The sequence below is a fragment of the Cryobacterium sp. MDB2-A-1 genome (assembly GCF_004402675.1).
Lineage (GTDB): Bacteria > Actinomycetota > Actinomycetes > Actinomycetales > Microbacteriaceae > Cryobacterium > Cryobacterium glucosi.
On record NZ_SOFK01000028.1, the window covers coordinates 291936 to 314081 of the forward strand.

Sequence of the window (22146 nt, forward strand, 5' to 3'; positions counted from 1 at the left end):
TTGGTGTCGGGTGGGATCGGCCGCACTGGTCCGCGGACCGGAGTTGCCCGCCCGTGCGGATCTCCTGAATTCGGAACCACGGGCAGGAGAATCAACCGTCTTCAGGTGTGAAACTCGGAATGGGAAGCACAAAATTATGTGAGTAAATCTCGTCTTTGTCTTCGATTCGGGGTAGAATCGGGGTATGGCAGGAGCTACGGATCCCCAGTCACACACCCCGCAGACACCCGGTTCCGGGGCTGCGGGGGACCAGCCCACCGTGGGTGCCGAGGGCGCGGAGGGTCTGGTCGGCTCGGTGTCGTCGGTTCATGCGGATGCTGTCGCCCGGCTCGCCGAGGCGCAGGCGGTTCTCGCCGACGCCCTGGCCGCGATCCCGCTGGGGCTGCTCGGCGACAGAGAAGCGGTGACGGCGCTCAGCACCGTGGAGGCCATCGGTCGGACGGTGGATGCGGCCCGGGTGAGCACGGCGACGGATGTGGACCGGAGGGCCCGGGTGCTCGGCCGGGAGGGTCTGGCCTGGCGGATGGGCTGCACGGGCCCGTGGGATGTCCTCACCCGGGTGACGCGGGTGTCGGCCCGGGAGGTGAAGCGGCGCACGAAGCTTGGCGATGCGGTGTTGCCGCGGCCGTGCGGCGGGAGCGGCTGGTTACCGCCGCTGTTCCCGACGGTCGGGGCGGCGCTGACGGCGGGGGAGATCGGGGTGGAGACGGCGGAGTTGATCGTGGCGGGGTTGCTGGTGATCAGTCACCGGGTGGCGCCGGATGACCTGCTCACGGCGGAGCGGGCCCTGGTCGCGTCGGCGGCGGGCATGATCACCCCGGAGACGGAGAACCTGGCGGGGGCGGGTGTCCCGGTGACGACGGACTTGATCCGGGGCATGGTCGCGCAGTGGCAGGCGGCCCTGGACCCCGACGGGGTCCTCCCGACCGAGGACCTGTTCGAAGCGAAGTCCAACATCGGCTTCGGACAACTCAAGAACGGGCTCTACCCCGTCAAGGGCGGAGTGACACCGGAACTGTTCGGGATCATGAACACCCTCTTCGACGCCTTCCTGAGCTTCCACGCCCGGCCCGCGTTCCCCACCGCCGAGGAACAGGCCCTGATGGACTCCGGGCAGATGATCCCCGGCGCCGAGACCGCGGACGGCGAGAGCGACACGGGCCCGGATCTGGACGTGATCGAAGCGGAGCTGCGGGAGCGCCGCGCGGATACCCGCACGGGCGGGGAGAAGCGCGCGGACATCCTCCGGGCCCTGTTCGAACACGCTGCCCGCGACGAGGACACGCCCAGCATGGGCGGATCAGCCCCGACGGTGATGGTGCACGTGAACGCGGCCGACCTCGCCTCCGGGGTCGGGGTCGGCTGGATCGACGGGGTCGAGGCCCCTGTGTCGCTGAAGACTGTGCACCAGCGCATCTGCGACGGCGGCTTCCAGAGCGTGTTGTTCGGGGCGAACAACGAGGTGCTCAAGCTCGGGCCGGAACGACGGTACTTCAACCGGGCGCAACGTCGGGCGATCACCGCCCGGGACGGCGGGTGCATCATCCCCGGGTGCAAAGCCCCGGCGCACTGGGCCGAAGTGCACCATGTGAAGCCCTGGGCCACAGGCGGCCCGACGACCGTGGACAACGGGGTCCTGCTGTGCTGGTTCCATCACCACAGCATCGATACCTCCGGGTGGGAGATCCGAATGGTGAAGGGCTCACCGCAGGTGCGGGCCCCTGGGTTGATCGACCCGCAAAGGCTCTGGCGGCCACCGAACCGACACCGCGCCCACCAAGTCCTCACCGGACCACCCAACCGCGACTGAGCAGTGCGACTGACCAGGGCGAACGGGGGCCATGCCGGACGCGGGCCGTCGCTATAGGGTGTCGTTCTCAGAGGCGTTCGGTCATCGTGACCTGACCGCAACACGCGGAACCGGATTTCAGACATCCGTTTCCATATGATTTAGCCGAGGGTGACAAAGGAGGCTCCGTGTCCGCAGACCGACCGGCAATCCGCTTGCGGGGGCTGACCAAGTCCTTCGGCGCGGGAAACGCCGTTGACGGGGTTGATCTCGACGTCGTCGAGGGCGAATTCTTCTCGATGCTCGGCCCTTCCGGCTCCGGAAAGACGACCGTGCTCCGGCTGATCGCGGGCTTCGAACAGCCCACGAGCGGAACGGTGTCGCTCCAGGGAAAAGACGTGACCGACCGCGCCCCCTTCGACCGCGACGTCAACACCGTGTTCCAGGACTATGCGCTCTTCCCGCACATGACCGTGCTCGACAACGTTGCATACGGGCTGCGCGTGCGCGGCGTCGGCAGGCGCGAACGCCACGAGCGGGCCAGGGCGGCCCTCGACACCGTGCGTCTCGGCGGGTTCGGCGACCGGAAGCCCGGACAGCTCTCCGGCGGGCAACGGCAGCGCGTGGCCCTGGCCAGGGCCACGGTCGTCCAGCCCAAGGTGCTGCTTCTGGACGAGCCGCTCGGTGCCCTCGACCTCAAGTTGCGCGAGCAGATGCAGGTCGAACTGAAGGAACTCCAGCGCGAACTCGGCATCACCTTCATCTTCGTCACCCACGACCAGGAGGAGGCGCTCACCCTGAGCGACCGGATCGCCGTCTTCAACGAGGGTCGGATCGAACAGCTCGGAACCCCCGCTGAGATCTACGATCACCCGGTATCGCCCTTCGTAGCCGCTTTCGTAGGCACGTCCAACGTGTTCAGCGACGAGCTGTCCCTCCGTGTGCTCGGCCGAGGAGGCATCCACTCGGTGCGTCCGGAGAAGATGACGGTCGAGAGGCTGGAGTCCCCGCTCAGCGGCGACCGCTCGGCGACAGGCGTCCTCGCCGAGGTGATCTACCTGGGCAGCAGTACCCGGCTCATCGTCGACCTCGACGCGGGCATGCGCGTCGTCGTGCAGGAGCAGAACGACGCGCGTCGGGTCGGCGACGAAGAACGCGGCGCCCGTGTGCGCGTGGCCTGGTCCGACAGGGACACCGTCGTGGTCGTCGCAGACCGCCGCACCGAATCACTGGACCCGGCACCTTAAACAGCTCACCAAGAATGGAGACCGTAATGAACCGCCACGCGCCCCACCGCAACTCCAGACTGACCGCCCTGACCGGGCTAGCCATCGCCTCGATCGCGCTCCTCACGGCGTGCGGAACCACGACGTCCGGGGCGACCAAGCCCACCGCATCCGCACCGACGGCCCTCGGCGCGAACGAGGGGGCCGTCTCGATCCTCGCGTGGCCCGGCTACGTCGAAGACGGCAGCAACGACCCGACCGTGGACTGGGTCAGCGCCTTCCAGGACGAGACCGGCTGTAAGGTCACGAGCAAGACCTACGGCACCTCCGACGAGGCCTTCAACCTGATGAAGACGGGCGACTACGATGTTGTCGCGGCCTCGGGAGATGCCTCCCTGCGCCTGGTCGCCGCCGGAGACGTCGCCCCGGTGAACACCGACCTGATCCCGAACTACGCCGGAATCTACGACTTCCTCAAGCTGCAGGCCTGGAACAGCGTCGACGGTGTCTCCTACGGCATCCCGCACGGCTACGGCGCCAACCTGTTGATGTACAACAAGGATGTCGTCACGCCGGCCCCGACGTCGTGGGACGTCGTGTTCGACAAGTCTTCGGCGTACAAGGGCAAGGTCACGGCATACGACTCCCCGATCTACATCGCGGATGCCGCCATGTACCTGATGAAGCACCAGCCCGATCTCGGGATCAAGAACCCGTACGCCCTCGATGAGAAGCAGCTCGCGGCGGCCGTCGACCTCCTCAAGCAGCAGCGCCCGAATATCGGAGAGTACTGGTCCGACTACCTCAAGTCGGTGCAGTCCTTCGAGACCGGGGACACGGTCGTCGGAACCACCTGGCAGGTGATCCGCAACTCGCTCGCCGCCGGGACCGCCGCCGAGGTCACGGTTCCGTCGGAGGGCGTCACCGGCTGGTCTGACACCTGGATGATCGCCTCGAAAGCGGCGCACCCCAACTGCGCGTACGCCTGGCTCAACTACATCGCGAGCCCGAAGGCGAACGCGCAAGCGACCGAGTACTTCGGAGAGGCCCCGTCCAACCAGAAGGCCTGCGAGTTCATGACGGACCCCAACCAGTGCGCGACCTATCACGCCGGAGACGCCGACTACGCGTCGAAGATCTGGTACTGGACGACGCCGATCGCCAAATGCGTCGACGGCAGGACCGACGTGACCTGCACCGACTACGCGGCCTGGACGACCGCGTGGCAGGAGATCAAGGGCTGATGCTCCAGGCCGATTCCGGCGGGCCCGTACCGGTGCCCCGCGACACCGGGGCCCGCCGGATCTCGGTCTTCCTGAGCCGGCACCCCCGGCTCCGACTCTCCCTGCTGCTCTCGGCTCCGCTGTTCTGGCTCGGGCTGGTGTACATCGTGGCCCTCGCGGCGCTGCTGATCACGGCCCTGTGGACGGTGGACACGTTCACGGGAACCATCACGCAGACCTGGACGCTCGACAACATCGTGACCGTGCTGACCGGCTCGCTGTACCAGACGGTGACCCTGCGCACCCTCGGCATCGCCGTGGTCGTGACCGTCGTCGACATCCTGGTCGCCCTGCCGATCGCGTTCTACATGGCCAAGGTCGCGAGCACCCGGTGGCAGCGGGTGCTCGTGATCGCCGTGCTGATGCCGCTCTGGGCGAGCTACCTGGTCAAGGCCTATGCGTGGCGCTCCGTGCTGTCGAGCGACGGCATCGTCGACTGGCTGGTCGCGCCCTTCGGCGGTCAGACCCCGGGATACGGGCTGCCGGCAACGGTCATCACCCTCGCCTACCTCTGGCTGCCGTACGTGATCCTGCCGATCTACGCCGGACTGGAACGCGTGCCGGACTCCCTGCTCGAGGCCTCAGGCGACCTCGGCGGCCGGACCGGCTCCACCCTTCGGCTCATCGTGCTCCCGATGATCTGGCCGGCGATCATCGCCGGTTCGATCTTCAGCTTCTCGCTCACCCTCGGCGACTACATCACGGTCAACATCGTCGGCGGGGCCAACCAGATGCTCGGGAACCTCGTGTACACGAACGTCGGCGCGGCGAACAACCTGCCCCTCGCGGCGGCGATCGCCCTCATCCCGATCGTGATCATTTTCGGATACCTCGCCGCCGTGCGCCGCACCGGCGCCCTGGACAACCTGTAAGGGGAGAGATGCGCCTCAGCAGACCGGCACGGATCGTCCTCGCCGTCCTCACCGGGATCATTCTCGCGGTGATCTACCTGCCGCTCATCGTCGTGCTGATCAACTCCTTCAGCACGAGCACGAACCTGACCTGGCCACCGCCCGGCCTGACCTTCGAGTGGTGGGTGAAGGCGTTCCACAATGAGGGCGCCCTCAACGCGATCGGGACGAGCGTGCAGATCGCGATCGTGGCGACCCTGGTCTCCCTCGTCCTCGGCACCCTGATCTCGCTCGCCCTGCAGCGGTTCGCGTTCTTCGGCCGCGACGCCGTGAGCCTCCTCGTGATCCTGCCGATCGCGCTCCCCGGGATCATCACGGGCATTGCGCTCAACAATGCGTTCCGCACGATCATGGGCATTCAGCTGTCGATCGCGACCGTGATCATCGCGCACGCGACCTTCTGCATCGTCACGGTGTTCAACAATGTCATCGCGCGTCTCCGCCGCGTCGGCATGAACTTCGAGGAGGCGTCCGCCGATCTCGGAGCGGGGCTGTGGACCACCTTCCGACTCGTGACCTTCCCGCAGCTGCGTTCTGCACTCTTCGCGGGGGGACTTCTCGCTTTCGCGCTGAGCTTCGACGAGATCATCGTGACGACGTTCACGGCGGGGTCGAGCGTAAAGACCCTGCCGATCTGGATCCTCGACAACCTGTTCCGGCCGAATCAGGCCCCGATCGTCAACGTCATCGCGGTTGTCCTCGTGCTGGTCTCGATCGTGCCGATCTACGTGGCACAGCGCCTCGCGGGGGCCGAGAAAGTCACCCCCTGAGACCCACTCGGTTCAGCGCGCGTCGCGCCCGGTGAGCGCGAGGAAACGGGACTGCAACGGCGCGTCGTCGGGGAGGGGAACCGGGGGAGCGAAGAGGCCGCTTGCTTCGAGGGCGTCCTTCTGGGGCTCGAAGACCGTCCAGACGGCGGCGACGAGCTCGTCGTCGAGGGACTCGTCGGCGGAGACGGCCCTGGCGAGATCCCAGGTGTGGATGGTGACCTCCGCGACCTGTTCGCGCAGGTACTCCGCGGCGGTGACGGTTTCGGACGCCAGCCGGACGGGAGCATCCGCCGGGGCCTCCGACCAGGCGGCGGTCGCGAGGGCGGAGTAGGTGTCCCATTCCGCCTGCAGATCGGAGCCGAGCGGGGCGCGGGTGAGGCGAGCCTCGATGACCGACCGTCCGGCGAGGAGCCGCGGTACACTCTGCTGGCCGCGGACGACGTGGCGCACGAGTTCCCGGACGGTCCAGTCCGAGTCGGGGGTCGGCGCGTCCCAGCTGGTGACGTGCGCGAGCCGGGCGCTGAACTCCTGGTGGGCCTGCTGCTGAAGTGCGATCCAGTTCGATTCCATGAAGGCTCCTTTCGTTGCACGATGCAACCCCTGCGGTCGCCGGTGCATTCCGCCTCGCACGCTACCCGTGGAACGGGTCTGCCCGCACGGTCGGCGGTGTGGGTTAGGGTCTCAGGGTGAGCAGGCAGGACGGAAGCGACCGCACGGTCTCGGCGGCAAGCGTCGACGACTCCTCCGCGACCCTGCTTCACATCGACATGGATGCGTTTTTCGCCTCCGTCGAGCTGCTCGACCACCCGGAACTCGTCGACAAACCCGTCATCGTCGGCCACCGCTCCGGCCGCTCCGTCGTGACCGCCGCCAACTACGTCGCCCGGCGCTACGGCGTGAACTCGGCCATGCCGATGGCGCTCGCCCTGCGGCGCTGCCCGGCGGCGGTCGTCCTCGAACCGCACATGAGCCGGTACCGGGATTTCTCCGAGCAGGTGATGGGCATCTTCACGGACATGACCCCGCTCGTCGAGCCGCTCAGCATCGACGAAGCCTTCCTCGACGTCTCCGGGGCCCGCCGCCTGCATGGCTCGCCCGCCGTGATCGCGGCGCTGATCCGCGAGCGGGTCCAGAACGAGACCGGGCTCACCTGTTCCGTCGGTGCCGCGTCGACGAAGTTCGTCGCCAAGATGGCGTCGAGCAGGGCGAAACCCAACGGCCTGCTCGTGGTACCGGCTGAGGACACCCTCGCGTTCCTGCATCCGTTGCCTGTCGGCTCACTCTGGGGCGTCGGCGCCATGACCGAGAAGTCGCTCCTCGGGCTCGGCCTCCGCACGATCGGCGACCTCGCCGCCACGCCGCTGCCTGTGCTGCAGAAGTCCATCGGCGAGGCCTCCGGCCGCAAGTTGCACGAACTCGCGTGGGGGAGAGACCCGCGCGGAGTGACCCTCGAACGCGAGGAGAAGAGCGTCGGCCACGAGATCACCTTCGAACACGACGTGACGGATGTCGCCCGGTTGCGCAGCGAGCTCCTCCGCCAGTCCGACGCGGTGGCGGTTTCCCTCCGGCGGGCCGGCCTCGTCGGGCGCTGCGTGGTCCTGAAACTCCGGTACACCGACTTCAGCACCGTGACCCGCTCGCGCACCCTCGCCGAGGCGACGAACGTGGGCCGCCGCATCTACGAGGAAGCCGCGGCGAGCTTCGACGTGCTCGCGGCCCGCGGCATCCGGGTGCGACTGATCGGAGTGCGGGTGGAGCAGCTGGGCGACGGCGATGGGGCGGGCCTCGGCCTCTGGGACCCCGACGACGACTGGCGTGGCGCCGAACTCGCGGTGGACTCCGTCACCGCGCGCTTCGGTCGCGGTTCGGTGCGGCCCGCCTCACTGCTCGGGCCGAGCCAGGCCCGCCCGGTGGGCCTCGACGCCACCAAGCCGAACCCCCGTGCGGGAGAACGCGGCGACGCGAATCCCTGATGCCGGGCGTTGCGGAGCGCGGCGGAGTATCGTGAAGAGATGACTAGCCTCCCCGAAAAGCTCGCAGAAATCTCCCGCTCCGCCGGCGTGCGGTCGGCATACGGTGACCCCGTCCTCGTCGACGGGATCACGATCGTTCCCGTCGCGCTCGTGTACTACGGTTTCGGCGGCGGCGAAGGTGAATCGACCGAAGGATCCGGCACGGGTGGCTTCGGCAGCCCCGGACACGGCGCCGGCGGCGGCGGTGGCGGAGTCTCCATCCCGGTGGGCGCCTACGTGAAGTCCGAGGGCACCGTTCGCTTCGAACCCAACGTCATCTCGCTGCTCGCCGTCGGTATCCCCTTCGTCTGGGTCGTCGGCAAGACGCTCAGTCACGTGATCCGGGCACTCAAGAAGTAGCCCCTACTCGAAGGCGTCCGGGACCCCGTCGTTGTCCGCGTCCGTCTTCTCCTTGAGGTCGATCTCCCGGTAGTGCCGGTTGCGGCTGCGCAGCACGACGGCGGCGAGGAGAGCCGCGAGCAGGGACGCCGTGAGGATGGCGACCTTGGCGTGGTCGTCCTCGATCGTGCCGTGCCCGAAGCCGAGCTCGCTGATCAGCAACGACACCGTGAAGCCCACCCCGGCGAGCATCGCGACGCCGATCACGTCGACCCAGGCGAGGTCGGGGTCGAGCGATGCCTTCGTCGTGCGGGTCACGAGCCAGGTGGCGCCGAGGATGCCGACCGGCTTGCCGAGGACGAGCGCGACGATGATCCCGATCGCGACGGGGTCGCTCAGCGCTGCCGCGAGACCGGCGGGCCCGCCGATCGCGACACCCGCGGAGAAGAAGGCGAAAACCGGGACGGCGAATCCCGCCGACAACGGCCGGATCCGGTGCTCGAGGGTCTGGGCGAGCCCCGCTCCCGCGTCTGGTCCGCCACCACGACGACTGCGTAGCACGGGCACCGCGAAACCGAGCAGCACGCCGGCAACGGTGGCGTGGATGCCGGACGCATGAACCAGAACCCAGGTCAGCACGCCGAGCGGCACGAGAACGAGCCACGCCAGCCACGGTTGCGTCCCGAAATGGTACGAGTATCGGTGCGCGAGGAATGCGAACACGGCGAGCGGCACTACGGCGGCCGCAAGCAGGAGCGGCTGGAGGTCGCTCGTGTAGAAGAACGCGATGATCGTGATCGCCAGCAGGTCGTCGACGACGGCGAGGGTCAGCAGGAACACCCGGAGGGCGCTCGGCAGGTGTGAGCCGATCACGGCGAGCACGGCGACGGCGAAGGCGATGTCCGTCGCGGTCGGTACGGCCCAGCCGCGCAGCGCCTCCGCGCCACCGCCGAGGTTCACGAGCGTGAAGAAGAGGGCGGGGGTCAGCACGCCACCGACGGCCGCGGCAACGGGAACGACAGCGCGGTCGAGGGTGCGCAGGTCCCCGGCGACGAATTCGCGTTTGAGCTCCAGGCCGGCGAGGAAGAAGAAGATCGCGAGCAGCCCGTCGGCCGCCCAGGCCCCGACGCTGAGCTGGAGGTGCCAGGGCTCGTAACCGAACTGGAAGTCGCGTACGGCGAAGTAGAGGCCGGAGGCCGGCGAGTTCGCGAGGACCAGGGCGATGACGGTCGCTACGAGGAGGAGTGCCCCGCCGACCGTCTCACGACGGAGGATCTGACTGATCCGCACGTATTCCGGATAGCTGCTGCGCCGGAAGACCGCGCCGATTCCCCGAGGATTGCGAGGGGAGGGGGCGCTTCCTGGTGGAGTCATCGGCGGATTCGTGGGTGGGGTCATGGGTGGATCCTCTGGTTTCGGGCTCGATGAGCGGACGCCGACCAGACTTCCCGGCACACCTGCTTTCACTGTACACGGGGGCCCTCGCCGCGCCCCTGCCCGCGGCGGGAAGCCGGTGCGGTCTATACTCGGAATCGAACACGGGAGTCCGGTCAACCGGGCTGAGAGGAAGCTTCCTAAGCTTCGACCGTCAAACCTGATCTGGATCATGCCAGCGCAGGGAGGCAGAAACACTCATACCCGTGCCCTCAATTGCCATTGAAAGGGCGCGACATCATGCATTCAACAACCACCACACCCGCAGCCCGGGTTCGCAACTACCGCTGGCGGGTCGTCGACATCGTCGTCGCCAGCGTGATCGGCGTCGCGAGCGGCGTCATCTTCTGGGCGTGGGGCCTGGCCTGGACGCCGCTCAGCACCGTCCTGGCTTTCACGCCCGGCCTCGAGGGCCTCCTCGCCGGCGGCTGGCTCTTCGCAGCCGTGCTCGGCGGACTCGTCGTGCGGAAGCCCGGCGCCGCCGTCTACACCGAGGTCGTCGCAGCCGTCGTCTCGATGCTCATCGGCACCCAGTGGGGTTTCTCGACCCTGATCTGGGGCGTCGTCGAGGGCCTCGGCGCGGAGATCGTCTTCGCCCTGTTCCTCTACTCGAGCTGGAAGCTCGGCACCGCACTCCTCGCCGGCGCCGGCGCCGGCGTCGCGGTCGGAATCCTCGACGTGCTGAACAGCTACGCAGCCGTCGACGACGCGATCAAGGTGACCTACTTCGTCTCTGCCGTGATCTCCGGCGTGCTCCTCGGAGGGCTTGTCTCCTGGCTCGTCCTGCGCGGCCTCGTGCGCTCGGGGGCCCTGAGTCGCTTCGCCGCAGGCCGGGACAGTGCGGGCCGGGCGGCCCAGCGAGCCACCGCGTAGCGGATGCCCCTGGATCCCGATTCCGTACGCCCGGTCGCGGGCGCGCATGTGCGCGCCCGCGGCTGGGGCTGGCGGCACGCCGGACGGGGCGCGCCTGCGGTCTCCGGACTCGACCTCGACATCCGCCCCGGCGAACGGGTGCTCTTGCTCGGCGCGAGCGGCGCGGGCAAGAGCACTCTCGTGCACGCGCTCGCCGGAGTACTCGGATCTGAGGATGAGGGCGATGAGACCGGCGAACTTCTCGTCGACGGGCGGCGTCCTGCGGATGCCCGCGGCCGGGTCGGTCTCGTGCTGCAGGACCCGGATTCCCAGGTCGTGCTCGCGAGGGTCGGCGACGACGTCGCCTTCGGCTGCGAGAATCTCGCCGTGCCGCGCGACGAGATCTGGCGCAGGGTCGGTGCCGCCCTCGACTCGGTCGGCCTGCGGCTCCCGCTCGACCACCCGACCTCCGCGCTCAGCGGCGGCCAGAAACAACGCCTCGCACTGGCGGGCGTCCTCGCGATGCGGCCGGGCCTGCTCCTGCTTGACGAGCCGACTGCGAATCTCGACCCGGAGGGTGTCATCGAGGTGCGCGACGCCGTGCGCCACACCCTCGACGCCTGCGGGGCGACCCTGATCGTGATCGAGCACCGGGTTGCGGTGTGGCAGGACCTCGTCGATCGGGTCATCGTGCTCGATGCCGCCGGTGGAATCCTTGCCGACGGGCCGACAGGCACCGTGCTGCAGTCCGAGGGCGAACGGCTCGCAGCGGCAGGGGTCTGGGTGCCGCACCTCCCGCCGCGGCTTCCCGGCCGGCTGCCGAACCGGCTACCTGCCGACCTCGGACTCCAGGCGGGGGGAGCCCAGACTCCCGACCTCCTGTTGAGCGCGAGCGGCCTCGCCGTCGGGCGGGTGCCGTTCGCCCGACGCACCGCACGGGTCGTCGCTGGCGGGATCGACCTCACCATCGGGGCGGGAACGGCGACCGCGATCACGGGCCCGAACGGCGCGGGTAAATCGACCCTCGCGCTCACCCTGGCCGGCCTGCTCGCCCCGGCGGGCGGCCGTCTCGCTGCGAGTCCCGGCCTCGCGGACGGCCTCGGCACCGAACCGGTCCGCTGGCGTTCCCGCGCCCTGCTGACCCGGATCGGTACGGTCTTCCAGGACCCGGAACACCAGTTCCTCTCCGGCTCCGTGCGCGCTGAACTCGCCGTCGGCCCGCATGCCCTCGGCCTCGCCCCCGCGGAACAGGTCCGCCGGGTCGACGAGCTCCTCGAGAGGCTGCGGCTCGACCACCTGGCCGAAGCGAACCCCTTCACTCTTTCCGGCGGGGAGAAACGCCGGCTCTCGGTCGCGACGGTGCTCGCGAGCCGCCCGCGGGTGCTTGTGCTCGACGAGCCCACCTTCGGGCAGGACTCCCGGACCTGGCGGGAGCTCGTCGCCCTCCTCGTCGAGGTGCAGAGCGCGGGTACAGCCCTTGTCTTCGTCACCCACGACGAGCTCCTCGTCGACACGATCGCCGACTCCGAATACCGGCTCGCGGGTGGCAGGGCCGGGTCGGCGGCCGGCTCAGCGGCGGGGGCGCGCCGATGAGCCTCCTCACGCCGAGCATCCGCCCGAGCGCGGTCGCCCGGCTCAACCCCATCTCCAAGCTCGGCGCCGCGATCGTCGTGAGCCTCGCGCTGCTGCTCTCGATCGACTGGGTCTCGGCACTGGTCGCCCTCGCCCTCGAGGGCGTGCTGCTGTTCTGGTGCGGGCTGAGCGCGCGGCAATTTTGGCTGCGCACGTCGACGTTGTGGATCGCAGCGCCCTTCGGGGGCCTGACGACGGTGCTGTATGGCCGCGACTCCGGAGCGGTGCTCCTGACAATCGGTTTCGTGACGGTGACGGACGGCTCGGTCCAGCTCGGCCTGGCCATCGCGCTCCGGGTACTCGCGATCGGCCTGCCGGGAATCGTCCTCCTGGCCACGACGGACCCCACCGACCTCGCCGACGGGCTCGCGCAGGTGCTACGCCTGCCGGCCCGGTTCGTGCTCGGCGGACTCGCCGGCCTGCGTCTCGTCGGCATGTTCATCGAAGACTGGCGCTTCCTCAGCCTCGCCAGGCGCGCACGGGGTGTCGGCGACGGCGGCGGACCGATCGGGGCCCTCCGCCGCTTCTTCGGGCCGGCCTTCGCCCTGCTCGTCATCTCGGTACGCCGCGGGAGCAAGCTCGCAACGGCCATGGAGGCCCGCGGCTTCGGGACGGCGCCGCGCACCTGGGCACGCGCATCGGCGATCGGGGCAGGGGACGCCGTGATGCTCGGCCTCGGCCTCGGCATCGCCGGCATCGCGATCGCGGTCGCGGTCTGGGCGGGGACGTGGCATTTTGTCCTCTCCTGACCAGGTGCTGCTCGCCCCGGTGCTGGCGGCGATCGCGGCGTTCCAGAGGGCGGATGCCGGGCCCATCGTGATCCTGATCGACGGGCCGAGCGGTGCGGGCAAGAGCACCCTCGCCGACCGCATCCTCGACGCCTGGCCGTCGACCGCCGGGCCGACGAGAGTGCGGCCCGCACTCATCCGTCTCGACGACATCTATCCAGGCTGGAACGGACTGGCCGCCGCGAGCGCACACCTGACCGAACACGTGCTGCGCCCGTTCAGGGCCGGACTGCCCGGCGCCTGGCGCCGCTATGACTGGGGAGCGGACGCGCCTGCGGAATGGCATCCGGTAGACCCGGCCCTTCCGCTCCTCGTCGAGGGCTGCGGCACGCTCTCAGCGGCCAATGCCGGCCTGAGCGACGTACGGATCTGGCTCACTGCCGACGACGAGGAACGCAAGCAGCGGGCCCTCGCGCGGGACGGTGAGGCATTCCGGTCGCACTGGGACCAGTGGCAGGCAGAATGGCAGGGATTCCTCGTGCGGGAAGAACCCGGACGATGGGCGACGATCGAACTCGACGGGACCCCCGGCCTCCGTGGAGATCGGGGAAATCGGGGAGATCGGGGAAATCGGACTAGCGTTAGGTCATGACTAGTCCAGCTCCCGAAGAAGTGTTCTACACCGCCGAATTCATCGATGGCCCCCTCGAGGGACAGGTCGATTCCCGAGTCCTCGTGCGGGGCGCGCATGACAGCCGGATCAGCATGGTCTCGCTCGTCGAGGGCATCGAGACCCTGTTCTGGTACGACGAGGTCGACGAACGCGACGTGCAGGGCCGGATCCATGTGCGCTACCGCTTCGACGCGACGGACAGCGACCCGTACGTGCCGGAAGACCAGCCGGAGTAGCCGCTACTGCTCCAGGAGTGCCGAGATCATCGGCACCGGGTTGAGCAGGCGCCAGCCGGGTCCGGGGGCGCTGATCGTCGTATCGAGCACGAGGGGTGAGGTCACGGCCTCCCCGCTCGCATCCACGGTGACCCGGCCGACCGTCGTACCGGAGCGGCCGGTCGCGAACGCGTCCAGGTCAAGCGTGGGTGCTCCTACCGGAGCGGCCTGCCAGCCGAAGCGGGTCTTGGCCGTCTTCACGACGCCAGAGGCCGTCGCGTCCCAGGGAGCGTCGAAACGCACGTACGCCGCGCCCTCCGCGAGGATCGGGAGGTCGGTGACTCCGGCCTTTGCACTGGCCATGAGCGCCTTCAGGTCGGTCGTCAGCGTGTCGTAGTCCGGCTCGCCGATCACGGCACCGGCGAAGGTGAAGGCCGCCGGCGCGGTTCCCACGCTTGCGGTGAACAGGAAACAGACGCCGCCGGCGTCCGTGTAGCTGCGGGAGAGGCCGGTGATGCCCTCCTCCGGCAGGTAGGCGGTCGTGTTGTCGACTCCGCGCTGGCCGACGAGGGCGGATGCCGGGCTCGCCAGGATCTGGCTGATCACCGGGTTGGTCGCAGCGAGGCCCGCGAGCCGCGCCAGGTCCGCTCCGTTCCCGACGCTCGCATCCGCGAGGCCCGTGGCGTCCGCGACGTGGATGCCGGCCAGGCCCTCCTTCGCGAGCCAGGCGTTGGCGGCCGTGACGTAGGCGTCGACGGAGCCGAAGGCCCACCGGGCCAGGGTGTCCGCGTGGTTGTTGCTCGAGCCGAGGATCATCGCCTGCAGGAGTTCCTGCTGCGTCCAGGTTTCGCCGGGGAAGACGATGACCGTGCGCGCACCATTGGCCACGTAATCGAGGTAGTCCTGGTAGTCGGCCGGCGTGATCGGCACCCCGGGCCCTGCGGCGCCGGCGTCGAGGGGCTTGGCCGAGAGCACGACCAGGGCGGCGACGATCTTCGCCGCGGCGGCCATCGGCAGCGGGGTTGTGCTGCCCGCTGCGGCGATCGGGGTGGTCGCGACCGTCGTTGCGGTCGTTGCCGCGCCGGCGGCCGGCGGCACGAGGCTCACGACGGCGCTCGTGCCCGCGGCAGGGAGCACCGGGGGAGTGGCGGCTGTCGCGGCGGCCGGTGCCGACACCACGGTCGCCTTCACCATCGGGAGCGGCCCGAGGAGCGTCGCGGGCCCGTAGACGCCGATGACAAGGATCGCCAGGGCACCGACCGTGATACCCAGGGCGCGGCCGGGCCGGAATTTACTCATGAGTCGAGGCTAACAAGTGCGGGTCATCCCCAGCCGAGCTCGTGCAGCCTGTCGTCATCGATCCCGTAGAAATGGCCGATTTCGTGCACGAGGGTGATGTGCACCTGGTCGCGGAGCTCCTCGAGGGAGTCGACGATCGCCAGCAGGGACTCCCGGTACAGGATGATGCGGTCCGGCATCTCGCCGAAACCGTACTGGTCGCGGTGCGTCAGGGCGACCCCGTCGTAGAGGCCGAGCGTGTCGAGGGAGCCGTCCTCCGGACGATCCTCGACCACGAAGATGACGTTCTCGAGCCCGTCGACCATGTCGTCGGGCAGGAGATCCAGCTCGTCGACGACGACCTTCTCGAATTCCTCGTGACTGAATTCATCGGGGCTGAGCTGCGGCATCCGTTCAGCATCTCACAGTGTTGATTTCACACAGTACTGATCGTGAGGTGCTGAACGGATGCCTGATCTACTTGGGGTGACTGACGGGGCTTGAACCCGCGACCTTCCGGACCACAACCGGACGCTCTACCAACTGAGCTACAACCACCATGTGCTGCGCTCTTCCCGAAGGAGCAGCGGCAACTCAAGAATTCTATTACACGTTTGGAGTGAATGCTGACACGGCTTCTGCCGCGCTCGCTTTTGCCTCGTCGCTCGTGGGTCCGGGGTCGGCCACGAACACGGTCTGGCGGTAGTACGCGAGTTCGCGAATCGACTCGAGGATGTCTGCGAGTGCGCGGTGCCCGCCGTCCTTCACCGGGGCGTTGAAGTACACCCGCGGGTACCAGCGACGGGCGAGTTCCTTGATGGAGGAGACATCGACGTTACGGTAGTGCAGCTGGTTGTCGAGGCGCGGCATGTACTTCGCGAGGAACGAGCGGTCCGTTCCGATCGAGTTTCCGGCGAGCGGCGCCTTCTGCTCCGCGGGAATGAACCTGAGAACGTACTCGAGGACCTCGAATTCGGCTTCCGCGGCGCTGACCCCGTTCGGGATCTCCTCGATGAGGCCGGAGGTCGTGTGCATATTGCGCACGAAGTCGTTCATATTCGCGAGCGCGGAGGCGTTCGGCTTGATGATGATGTCGAGGCCCGGGTCGATCACGTTGAGGTCGTAGTCGGTGATGACCACGGCAATCTCCACCAATTCATCGTTTTCCAGGTCTAACCCGGTCATCTCGCAATCAATCCAGACCAACCGGTCACTGCTTTTTGTCATGGTCCGAGTCTAGCGGCGGGGTCCGACGCGGTCCCCGGCCCGCCAGCGAGCCCGGGCCGGGCCTGGCCGGCGGATGGCCGGGGCGGCGGGGTCTGGGTCTGCGGTATCGTTGAAGCGCTCCGCGCCCCCGTAGCTCAGTGGATAGAGCAGCGGCCTTCTAATCCGCTTGTCGTTGGTTCGATTCCAACCGGGGGCACCAATGAAACAAAGGGAAGCACGGGGCATTCACCCCCACTCGGGGAACGGCTTGTAAGCCTAGACCATAGCCTAAGACGATTTATAGGCTCTCCGTGAGGCCATGGCCGGGATGCGCCCCTGTAACCCACACTGGGGGTGCGCGCGTTAACGACGAAAATGCCCGCCAGCCTCCGAAGAGACTGGCGGGCGAATGGGATGTACTGGGTCGAATTGGCGGGGTTAGGCGCAGCGTTCTAGGATGACGCCGTACAGGTGCGCCGTGCCCGCGTAAGTATCTGCGGCATTCCCCCCAGAGCGGCCAACACGGATCACGGTGTGACGCGGCCCCATCATGGGGGCAGTTGAGGGGATCATCGACCAGTAGGGGGAGACGAGAGTGTGCGCCTCGGCGAATGCCGCTGTCGGTGCCACCCCTGCCACGGGTGCAGCCCCTGTCGCCATCGTCATAGCGACTGCGTTTGAGCCGTTCGAGGTATCGAAGTTGATGCGACTCAGGTAGGTGCGGTCAATCTGCCACGCTACGTTCCCCGCCACCCCGTCTGTGGTCGTCCACCACGCCCAAACGTTCGCGCTTTTCCATCCACCAGGGAGGTGAACGATTGTTGACGCACCAGCTACCCCCGCCTGTTTCGTGAAAGACAGCACGGGAAGGAAGCTATTCAGGACGGCCGCGACGGGCGATCCACCGAGGATGAGGGAGGGAACGAACTCCGTGGCGGGCAGGAAGATCCGGTCAGCGCGGGCGGGGTTCGCGGATGGGCTAGCGTATTTCGCTTGCATGTAGCACGCCCACAACGTGTCTACCCAGAGGAGATTGCCCGCAGGGGAGGCTGGGTGAATGCCATCATCTTTGACAAAGGTGGCCGTAACATCCCAGTTGGGAATGTCAAGGAAGGCACGCGTCACATCAAGGAACCCCCACCCCTCGGTGCCACACATCTCTCGAAGCCGGTTCATCCGCTGCAAGTGTAGGGGCATATTCGCGGGCACCGATAGTGTCCCCGTTCTTTGCGGGTTCTGTCCCATGACGAGCACGGGAACGTTGGGGCTCATGAGCCGGAGAATGTCACGAATGAGGGCATAGAACGCGACGTTTACGTTGTCATCGGTTGCTCCGCCCTGATTGTGCCCGTGATTGATGATGACAAGATGTGGGGTGACGGGGATCAGGGTATTCAGGTGTGACTGACTCCAAATCGGGTTCATTCCGGACGCTGATCCGTTGTAGATAGTCAGCTTGTACGGTACGCCAGCGTTGGCAATTCCTGTGCCCGTCTGCACGGTTGTTCCCGCGTCGTAGGCAGCCGTGGGGATGTCAGCGATCTGTCGGAAGATGACCGTACGGTCGGGGTAGAGTGCTGCGAGCCGCTGCGTGAAGAGCCACGGCCACCGCGCCTCGGTGGAGTTGATCACCCCATCACCGTTCCCCGTCGAGTCGCCGATGATAGCCAGGACAGCATCTTCCTGGCCCGAGTCAAGCCGCCCACGGAACGCCGCGAGATAGCGGGCGACAGTAGAGTCCGGCGAGCGGCGGACGACGGATACGGCCTCAGAGGGGGTGGCAAGCGAGCCCCCCTGGCTTAGTGAACGGGTCATGCGTGCACCGTTCCCGAGATGACGAGGTCGACAGCCGTTGCCGTGCTCGAATATCCGGCGATGAAGTCGCCCGGACCAAGCATGGCCCCGCCCAGGTAGTCACGCAGGGAAAGGGTGTCATTGGCCAAGAGGGAGTAGCCGCTGATGACCCGGTGTGTTCCATCACCCATAGTGCCGCCCGCTTTGACGATAGACAGGTAGACGACGACGGGGGCTGAGGTGACATTGCAGAGCGTACCCTGTGCGATCTTCACCGAGGTTGCGGCTGGCACCGTGTACAGCGCGGCCTCGGTGATTGCAAGCTGCTGCGAAAGAAGGACCTGCGGGGAGATGGATAATGCGACGATGACGTTCTGACCAGCCACGATTTAGCCTCCGAAGACGATGGAAAGGGCTGCGGAGAGACCAGCAGCTTGAGCGGGTGTTGCATAGGTGGCAGCCAATGCAATCGCCGCAGCGCTGGCCGGGTTGGTTACATCTCCCGCTGCGATCTGTGCCGTGTGGGCTGCGGTGAGGACATCTATCGCGTCGTGTTTGGCGAGGTGGCCGGTCTGTCCTTCGTTGAATCCCATGAGCGCCTACGCTGCGTGATCGCCGGGAGTGGCGGTGACAGTCGTGGTGCTCGCCTTGATATACCCAGCGATGGTGCCCACGATGAGGACGATTGCGCCGGCAGCACCAGCCGAGATGTGCACGCCCACGTAATCGAGGCCGGTGATGAGGATGGATGCGGTGAGTCCGGAGATCAGCCACGCGAGCAGCTTGGGCTCGAGGTCGGTCCAGGCGCGCTTGAGGACGTTCTTGGTGATGATGGTGATCGTGGTCATGGTGTGACTCCTTGAGTTGTAGTTACGGTTTGAAAGCTGCATAGGCACCGAGCAGCCCGACGACGACGCCGATAGCGGTGTATAGGTTGGCCTTGGTGATCTGGGAGCCCTGCGCCTGCCCCTGCTGCTGGGTCTGCCCGGACATGTACGGCTTGACCTCGTTCATGAAGTCACTGATTGCCTTGGCCGTGGAGCTGGCAAGGCCTTGGATTGCCATGTCCGTTGAGGCGCGGATTTCTTCGCCAAGCTGGTTGAGGCTCGAGTTGGTCGCATAGATGCCGGACTCACTCAGGTTTTTGTCTCGGAGCGCATCGTTCTGCTGCTCCTTGTATGTCTGCGATTCGCGGGCCAGCGACAGGGCGGCAAGGTCAGCGGTCTCCTTAATCTTGAGCGCCTTCTCCTTCTCGATATTGACCTCGGTATAACGTCGGTCGCGCTCGTCGTTGAAGCGTTCATCAGCGAGGCGCATGGCCTCGGCATGCGTGGCATACGTGTCGATGGTCCAGCGCACATCGTGAATCGCAATGGGGGGCTTCGTCACGACTTCCCCTCCCCACAGCGGCAGAAGTCACACGACGGACCGCACTGGCAGGTCGAACTGGGGGCATGGCGGCGGGACATTAGGGCTCCTTGTGTGTGTGATAATGCGGGTATGCCAAACCAGCCGAAGACACCAACCCGAGTTTTTCGGATCGATGACGAGTTGTATTCGGCGGCTAAGGCGAAAGCGAAAAGCGAGGGGCGCACGCTCTCCGACGTGGTACGGGAAGCCTTGACCCTCTATGTGGGGGCTTCCAAGGTGTAGTTACACCTGCTATGTTCTGGACATGACAACAGCGACGGGGGAAACAATGGACAGGGCAGCAACCAAACGACGGGCACCAATCGCGGCAATCACCGCATTCGCACTCATCACCCTCATCGCACTCGGGGCCGGCGCATACGCATTCCGCGCATACGATGCCGTCAACGCCCAGTCAGGCACCGTTGCAGCACAGGCCGCGACGATCGCCAAGCTCACCAGCGACCAGACCGCGTTGACCGCCGAAAAGACGGCGCTCAATGATCGGTTGGCCCTGTGCCTCGCCACTGCCGCACGATACAAGAGCTACAACTCCCAGAACCAAGCAGCCATGCAGCAGATCACCGCCAAGTGGGGCATCAACTACAGTGTGCCAATCAAGGGCATCCTTGATAGCTATACGACCGCAAACAACATGCTTGATTGCAACTAGCGCAGGAAGATAACCTGAGCCGCGATCATCGCAGAGTTTGTGCCACTTGAGCCGAAGTTGTTACCTCCGGTGCGTGCGGCAATCTGGACGGTGAACGTTCCGCCAGATAGCCCAGTCAGGGTGGCCGAGTGCGAGGCTGAAATATTCATCACCGTGTTCGCGTAGGGTGCCGTGTTGAAGTCGCCAACGATAGTTGCCGCTTCTGGCCCGCTGCCACCGTTGATGACCACCTTGACGTACAGGTAGCCCGATGTCCCCGAGGTGTTCGCGGCGGTCACCGTTCCGGATCCGAGGATTAACGCCCGCGTGTAACCGGACGGAACCGTGAACGTAACCCCCGCGACGGCACCCGTTCCCGAGCTGATTCCAAACCCGCTAGCCGACGTGGACGCACCAGACGGCGACACCTGCAATGCCACCTGTGCGGCCAGTGTTGCCACCTGTGCGGTCAGTTGCGTCTGCTGGTCTGCGAGCGTGACCTGTTGTGCAGCCTGTGTCGCCTGCGTGTCCTGCAACACCTTGATGACCGGGGCGAGGGTTTGAAGTACGGACGGGATTACCTCGCGCAGGTCACGTTCGAGGTCTAGGACCTTGCGGGGCATCCAGTCCTCACCCGCAGGAACCGCTGAACTGAGGGAGCTGGGGCCAGCCATTATGAACCTGCAATCGTCGCGCTCAGAAGGGTTGGGGTGATGATGGGCGTTTCGGAGATTTCCAGTTCCCAGCCAATGCACCGCGCGACACCAGCAAAGCCACCGGGGAAAGCGGGCACCGATTCGCGGCCGAGCGTGTTTGCCCTGGCGAGGGCAATGGACGACTTACCAGGGGTGCCGAAAATGTCATGGAAAACATCCGTGAAAAGGTCGAAGCCGGTCTTCGTCGTGACAGCCTTCATCGCCGGGTCATCCTCGAGGCCACCAATGGCGAACCCGATATCATCGCCGATTGACCAGTCCACGCCGAGGACCGGCGCATCCGAAACGACGGCTGATAGGTTGACCGTCGCGGAACCATTCGAGAGAATTCCGAGAGCCTGCTGAGCGTGCGCAGACAGCGTGCCCACGTCCGTGATCGAAGTGCTTGGGGTCCATCGGTACTCGAACGTGGGACGACTGGTACCTGCCGATAATTGCCGCGGCGACTGCGGGCGAACGCTGCCAGACGCCGACGACACGGCCATGACGTCGTTAGCACCCTTGCCCGCGCTGTAGTCCTCGAGCATCGAGACAGAGATGACGGAACCAGGCATCTCGAACGTGGCGGCAGGACCCATGCCAGAGGGGACGGCGGCACCGATTCGATCGCCCACGTACAAGACAGGGGTGATGCGTTCCGGGTTGTGCTGCCATTCCCAGCCAACGGTCCACTCGGGGCCACCGATTACGCCCATGAGTTCAGTCAGTGCCGAGTAAACGGTTTTGTCGGAGGCGTCCAAGTAGGTGCGATCGCGAAGAGCCCCGACGCCGGCCGTCGTGAACTGAACTCGAATCGGCAGACCAGGTTTCGCGCCATCCGCAATGTACGCATTGACCAGTGACGCGACAATGTTGTTCTGCCCGACCGATGGGATAGACGGGTTGGCGACCGTTGCACCATAAGACACGTCACCCACGTAGCGACGGTCAAGGTAAGACTCAACCGTCACTAAAGAAATCGTGATCTTGTCCGACTCGTCCCGAATGCGCTTCGTGACATTGCCACCCCAGATAGGGTTGCCGTCCGATAGCAGATTGAGGCACGCCGCACCCTCGAGTGTTGCCCGCTGCCAGTTCTCCGGTGCGGACGGGATGGGCAGGGTCGCCGTGGTCGACTCGTACCGTCCGATGGTTGCCTTCACATTGGACACGTCAAGGTCGGGCAGGTCGGCGAGCAGCAGTCCCGTCCGCAGATCGGTTGCAACCCATGTGAGGTCTGGCATTGC

Annotated in this window: 25 protein-coding genes, 2 tRNA genes and 1 riboswitch; of the genes, 14 read left to right on the forward strand and 13 right to left on the reverse strand. The window is 66.6% G+C overall.

Annotation, left to right across the window (positions count from 1 at the left end):
- Nucleotides 1–184 precede the first annotated feature (184 nt).
- From E3O39_RS10505 to E3O39_RS10525, 5 genes are all read left to right on the forward strand, one after another.
- Complete coding sequence (locus tag E3O39_RS10505; protein ID WP_134447672.1) at nt 185–1810, forward strand: HNH endonuclease signature motif containing protein; 1626 nt, start codon at nt 185–187, stop codon at nt 1808–1810.
- 167 nt (nt 1811–1977) lie between these two features.
- Nucleotides 1978–3036: an ABC transporter ATP-binding protein gene (locus E3O39_RS10510; protein ID WP_134447674.1), complete on the forward strand. Its 1059-nt coding sequence runs from the start codon at nt 1978–1980 to the stop codon at nt 3034–3036.
- A gap of 26 nt (nt 3037–3062) precedes the next feature.
- A complete protein-coding gene (locus tag E3O39_RS10515; RefSeq protein ID WP_134447676.1) occupies nt 3063–4259 on the forward strand; it encodes an ABC transporter substrate-binding protein in 1197 nt (398 codons plus the stop codon).
- On the forward strand, nt 4238–5170 hold the full coding sequence (locus tag E3O39_RS10520) for an ABC transporter permease (RefSeq protein ID WP_241975442.1): 933 nt from the start codon (nt 4238–4240) through the stop codon (nt 5168–5170). The genes E3O39_RS10515 and E3O39_RS10520 overlap by 22 nt, the downstream gene beginning before the upstream one ends.
- A gap of 8 nt (nt 5171–5178) precedes the next feature.
- Nucleotides 5179–5979, forward strand: a complete 801-nt coding sequence (locus tag E3O39_RS10525) for an ABC transporter permease (RefSeq protein ID WP_134447678.1) — start codon at nt 5179–5181, stop codon at nt 5977–5979.
- 12 nt (nt 5980–5991) lie between these two features.
- On the opposite strand, the gene E3O39_RS10530 is transcribed toward E3O39_RS10525, so the two are convergent.
- Complete coding sequence (locus tag E3O39_RS10530) at nt 5992–6549, reverse strand: TIGR03086 family metal-binding protein (RefSeq protein ID WP_134447680.1); 558 nt, start codon at nt 6547–6549, stop codon at nt 5992–5994.
- A 116-nt stretch (nt 6550–6665) separates the two neighbouring features.
- On the opposite strand from E3O39_RS10530, the gene E3O39_RS10535 reads away from it, so the two are divergent.
- Together E3O39_RS10535 and E3O39_RS10540 are read left to right on the forward strand one after the other, a co-directional pair.
- Entirely contained in the window at nt 6666–7952 is a 1287-nt protein-coding gene (locus E3O39_RS10535) for a DNA polymerase IV (protein ID WP_134447682.1), read from the forward strand.
- 39 nt (nt 7953–7991) lie between these two features.
- A complete protein-coding gene (locus tag E3O39_RS10540) occupies nt 7992–8351 on the forward strand; it encodes a spore germination protein GerW family protein (RefSeq protein WP_134447684.1) in 360 nt (119 codons plus the stop codon).
- A gap of 3 nt (nt 8352–8354) precedes the next feature.
- Here the strand turns inward: E3O39_RS10540 and nhaA are convergent, their stop codons facing one another.
- Entirely contained in the window at nt 8355–9728 is a 1374-nt protein-coding gene (gene nhaA / locus E3O39_RS10545; protein ID WP_370294804.1) for a Na+/H+ antiporter NhaA, read from the reverse strand.
- A gap of 130 nt (nt 9729–9858) precedes the next feature.
- Nucleotides 9859–9968: riboswitch (TPP riboswitch) on the forward strand.
- Nucleotides 9969–10004: 36 nt separating this feature from the next.
- Here nhaA and E3O39_RS10550 point away from each other — a divergent pair.
- From E3O39_RS10550 to E3O39_RS10570, 5 genes are read left to right on the forward strand one after another with little or no spacing between them, the layout of a single operon-like run.
- Nucleotides 10005–10637 carry an ECF transporter S component gene (locus E3O39_RS10550; RefSeq protein WP_134447686.1) on the forward strand — a complete coding sequence of 211 codons (633 nt, stop codon included), beginning with the start codon at nt 10005–10007 and terminating at the stop codon, nt 10635–10637.
- A 3-nt stretch (nt 10638–10640) separates the two neighbouring features.
- On the forward strand, nt 10641–12209 hold the full coding sequence (locus tag E3O39_RS10555) for an ABC transporter ATP-binding protein (RefSeq protein ID WP_134447688.1): 1569 nt from the start codon (nt 10641–10643) through the stop codon (nt 12207–12209).
- Nucleotides 12206–12997: an energy-coupling factor transporter transmembrane protein EcfT gene (locus E3O39_RS10560; RefSeq protein ID WP_134447690.1), complete on the forward strand. Its 792-nt coding sequence runs from the start codon at nt 12206–12208 to the stop codon at nt 12995–12997. Before E3O39_RS10555 ends, E3O39_RS10560 begins: the two co-directional genes overlap by 4 nt.
- Nucleotides 12984–13628, forward strand: coding sequence for an ATP-binding protein (locus tag E3O39_RS10565; RefSeq protein ID WP_241975441.1), 645 nt, complete (start codon nt 12984–12986; stop codon nt 13626–13628). Before E3O39_RS10560 ends, E3O39_RS10565 begins: the two co-directional genes overlap by 14 nt.
- Nucleotides 13625–13885: a hypothetical protein gene (locus E3O39_RS10570; protein ID WP_134447692.1), complete on the forward strand. Its 261-nt coding sequence runs from the start codon at nt 13625–13627 to the stop codon at nt 13883–13885. Before E3O39_RS10565 ends, E3O39_RS10570 begins: the two co-directional genes overlap by 4 nt.
- 3 nt (nt 13886–13888) lie before the next feature.
- Here E3O39_RS10570 and E3O39_RS10575 read toward each other — a convergent pair whose 3' ends face one another.
- The 4 genes from E3O39_RS10575 to orn all read right to left on the reverse strand — a co-directional run bounded on the left by E3O39_RS10575 (nt 13889) and on the right by orn (nt 16369).
- The gene (locus E3O39_RS10575) at nt 13889–15163 is read right to left on the reverse strand and encodes a hypothetical protein (protein WP_134447694.1); all 1275 of its coding nucleotides are present in this window, start codon (nt 15161–15163) and stop codon (nt 13889–13891) included.
- Nucleotides 15164–15186: 23 nt separating this feature from the next.
- A complete protein-coding gene (locus tag E3O39_RS10580; RefSeq protein ID WP_134447696.1) occupies nt 15187–15552 on the reverse strand; it encodes a metallopeptidase family protein in 366 nt (121 codons plus the stop codon).
- Nucleotides 15553–15624: 72 nt separating this feature from the next.
- A tRNA-His gene (locus E3O39_RS10585) sits at nt 15625–15700 on the reverse strand.
- A gap of 48 nt (nt 15701–15748) precedes the next feature.
- Nucleotides 15749–16369 (reverse strand): oligoribonuclease, encoded by a 621-nt coding sequence (gene orn, locus E3O39_RS10590; protein ID WP_134447698.1) that lies wholly within the window; start codon nt 16367–16369, stop codon nt 15749–15751.
- Nucleotides 16370–16492: 123 nt separating this feature from the next.
- Between orn and E3O39_RS10595 the strand changes: the two genes are divergently transcribed.
- Nucleotides 16493–16568 (forward strand) — tRNA-Arg (locus tag E3O39_RS10595).
- A gap of 218 nt (nt 16569–16786) precedes the next feature.
- On the opposite strand, the gene E3O39_RS10600 is transcribed toward E3O39_RS10595, so the two are convergent.
- Genes E3O39_RS10600 through E3O39_RS10620 form a run of 5 tightly spaced genes read right to left on the reverse strand, consistent with a single transcriptional unit; the run spans nt 16787 to nt 19531 of the window.
- Entirely contained in the window at nt 16787–18163 is a 1377-nt protein-coding gene (locus E3O39_RS10600; RefSeq protein ID WP_134447700.1) for an SGNH/GDSL hydrolase family protein, read from the reverse strand.
- Nucleotides 18160–18528 carry a hypothetical protein gene (locus tag E3O39_RS10605; RefSeq protein WP_134447702.1) on the reverse strand — a complete coding sequence of 123 codons (369 nt, stop codon included), beginning with the start codon at nt 18526–18528 and terminating at the stop codon, nt 18160–18162. The genes E3O39_RS10600 and E3O39_RS10605 overlap by 4 nt, the downstream gene beginning before the upstream one ends.
- A gap of 3 nt (nt 18529–18531) precedes the next feature.
- Nucleotides 18532–18735: a hypothetical protein gene (locus tag E3O39_RS10610; protein WP_134447704.1), complete on the reverse strand. Its 204-nt coding sequence runs from the start codon at nt 18733–18735 to the stop codon at nt 18532–18534.
- A gap of 6 nt (nt 18736–18741) precedes the next feature.
- The gene (locus E3O39_RS10615) at nt 18742–18990 is read right to left on the reverse strand and encodes a hypothetical protein (RefSeq protein WP_134447706.1); all 249 of its coding nucleotides are present in this window, start codon (nt 18988–18990) and stop codon (nt 18742–18744) included.
- 22 nt (nt 18991–19012) lie between these two features.
- Nucleotides 19013–19531 (reverse strand): hypothetical protein, encoded by a 519-nt coding sequence (locus tag E3O39_RS10620; protein WP_134447708.1) that lies wholly within the window; start codon nt 19529–19531, stop codon nt 19013–19015.
- Nucleotides 19532–19817: 286 nt separating this feature from the next.
- On the opposite strand from E3O39_RS10620, the gene E3O39_RS10625 reads away from it, so the two are divergent.
- Entirely contained in the window at nt 19818–20225 is a 408-nt protein-coding gene (locus tag E3O39_RS10625; protein ID WP_134447710.1) for a hypothetical protein, read from the forward strand.
- Here E3O39_RS10625 and E3O39_RS10630 read toward each other — a convergent pair.
- Together E3O39_RS10630 and E3O39_RS10635 are read right to left on the reverse strand one after the other, a co-directional pair.
- A complete protein-coding gene (locus tag E3O39_RS10630; RefSeq protein ID WP_134447712.1) occupies nt 20222–20827 on the reverse strand; it encodes a hypothetical protein in 606 nt (201 codons plus the stop codon). The genes E3O39_RS10625 and E3O39_RS10630 overlap by 4 nt on opposite strands.
- Nucleotides 20828–20877: 50 nt before the next feature.
- Nucleotides 20878–22143, reverse strand: a complete 1266-nt coding sequence (locus tag E3O39_RS10635) for a hypothetical protein (RefSeq protein WP_134447714.1) — start codon at nt 22141–22143, stop codon at nt 20878–20880.
- Between the last annotated feature and the right edge of the window lie 3 nt (nt 22144–22146).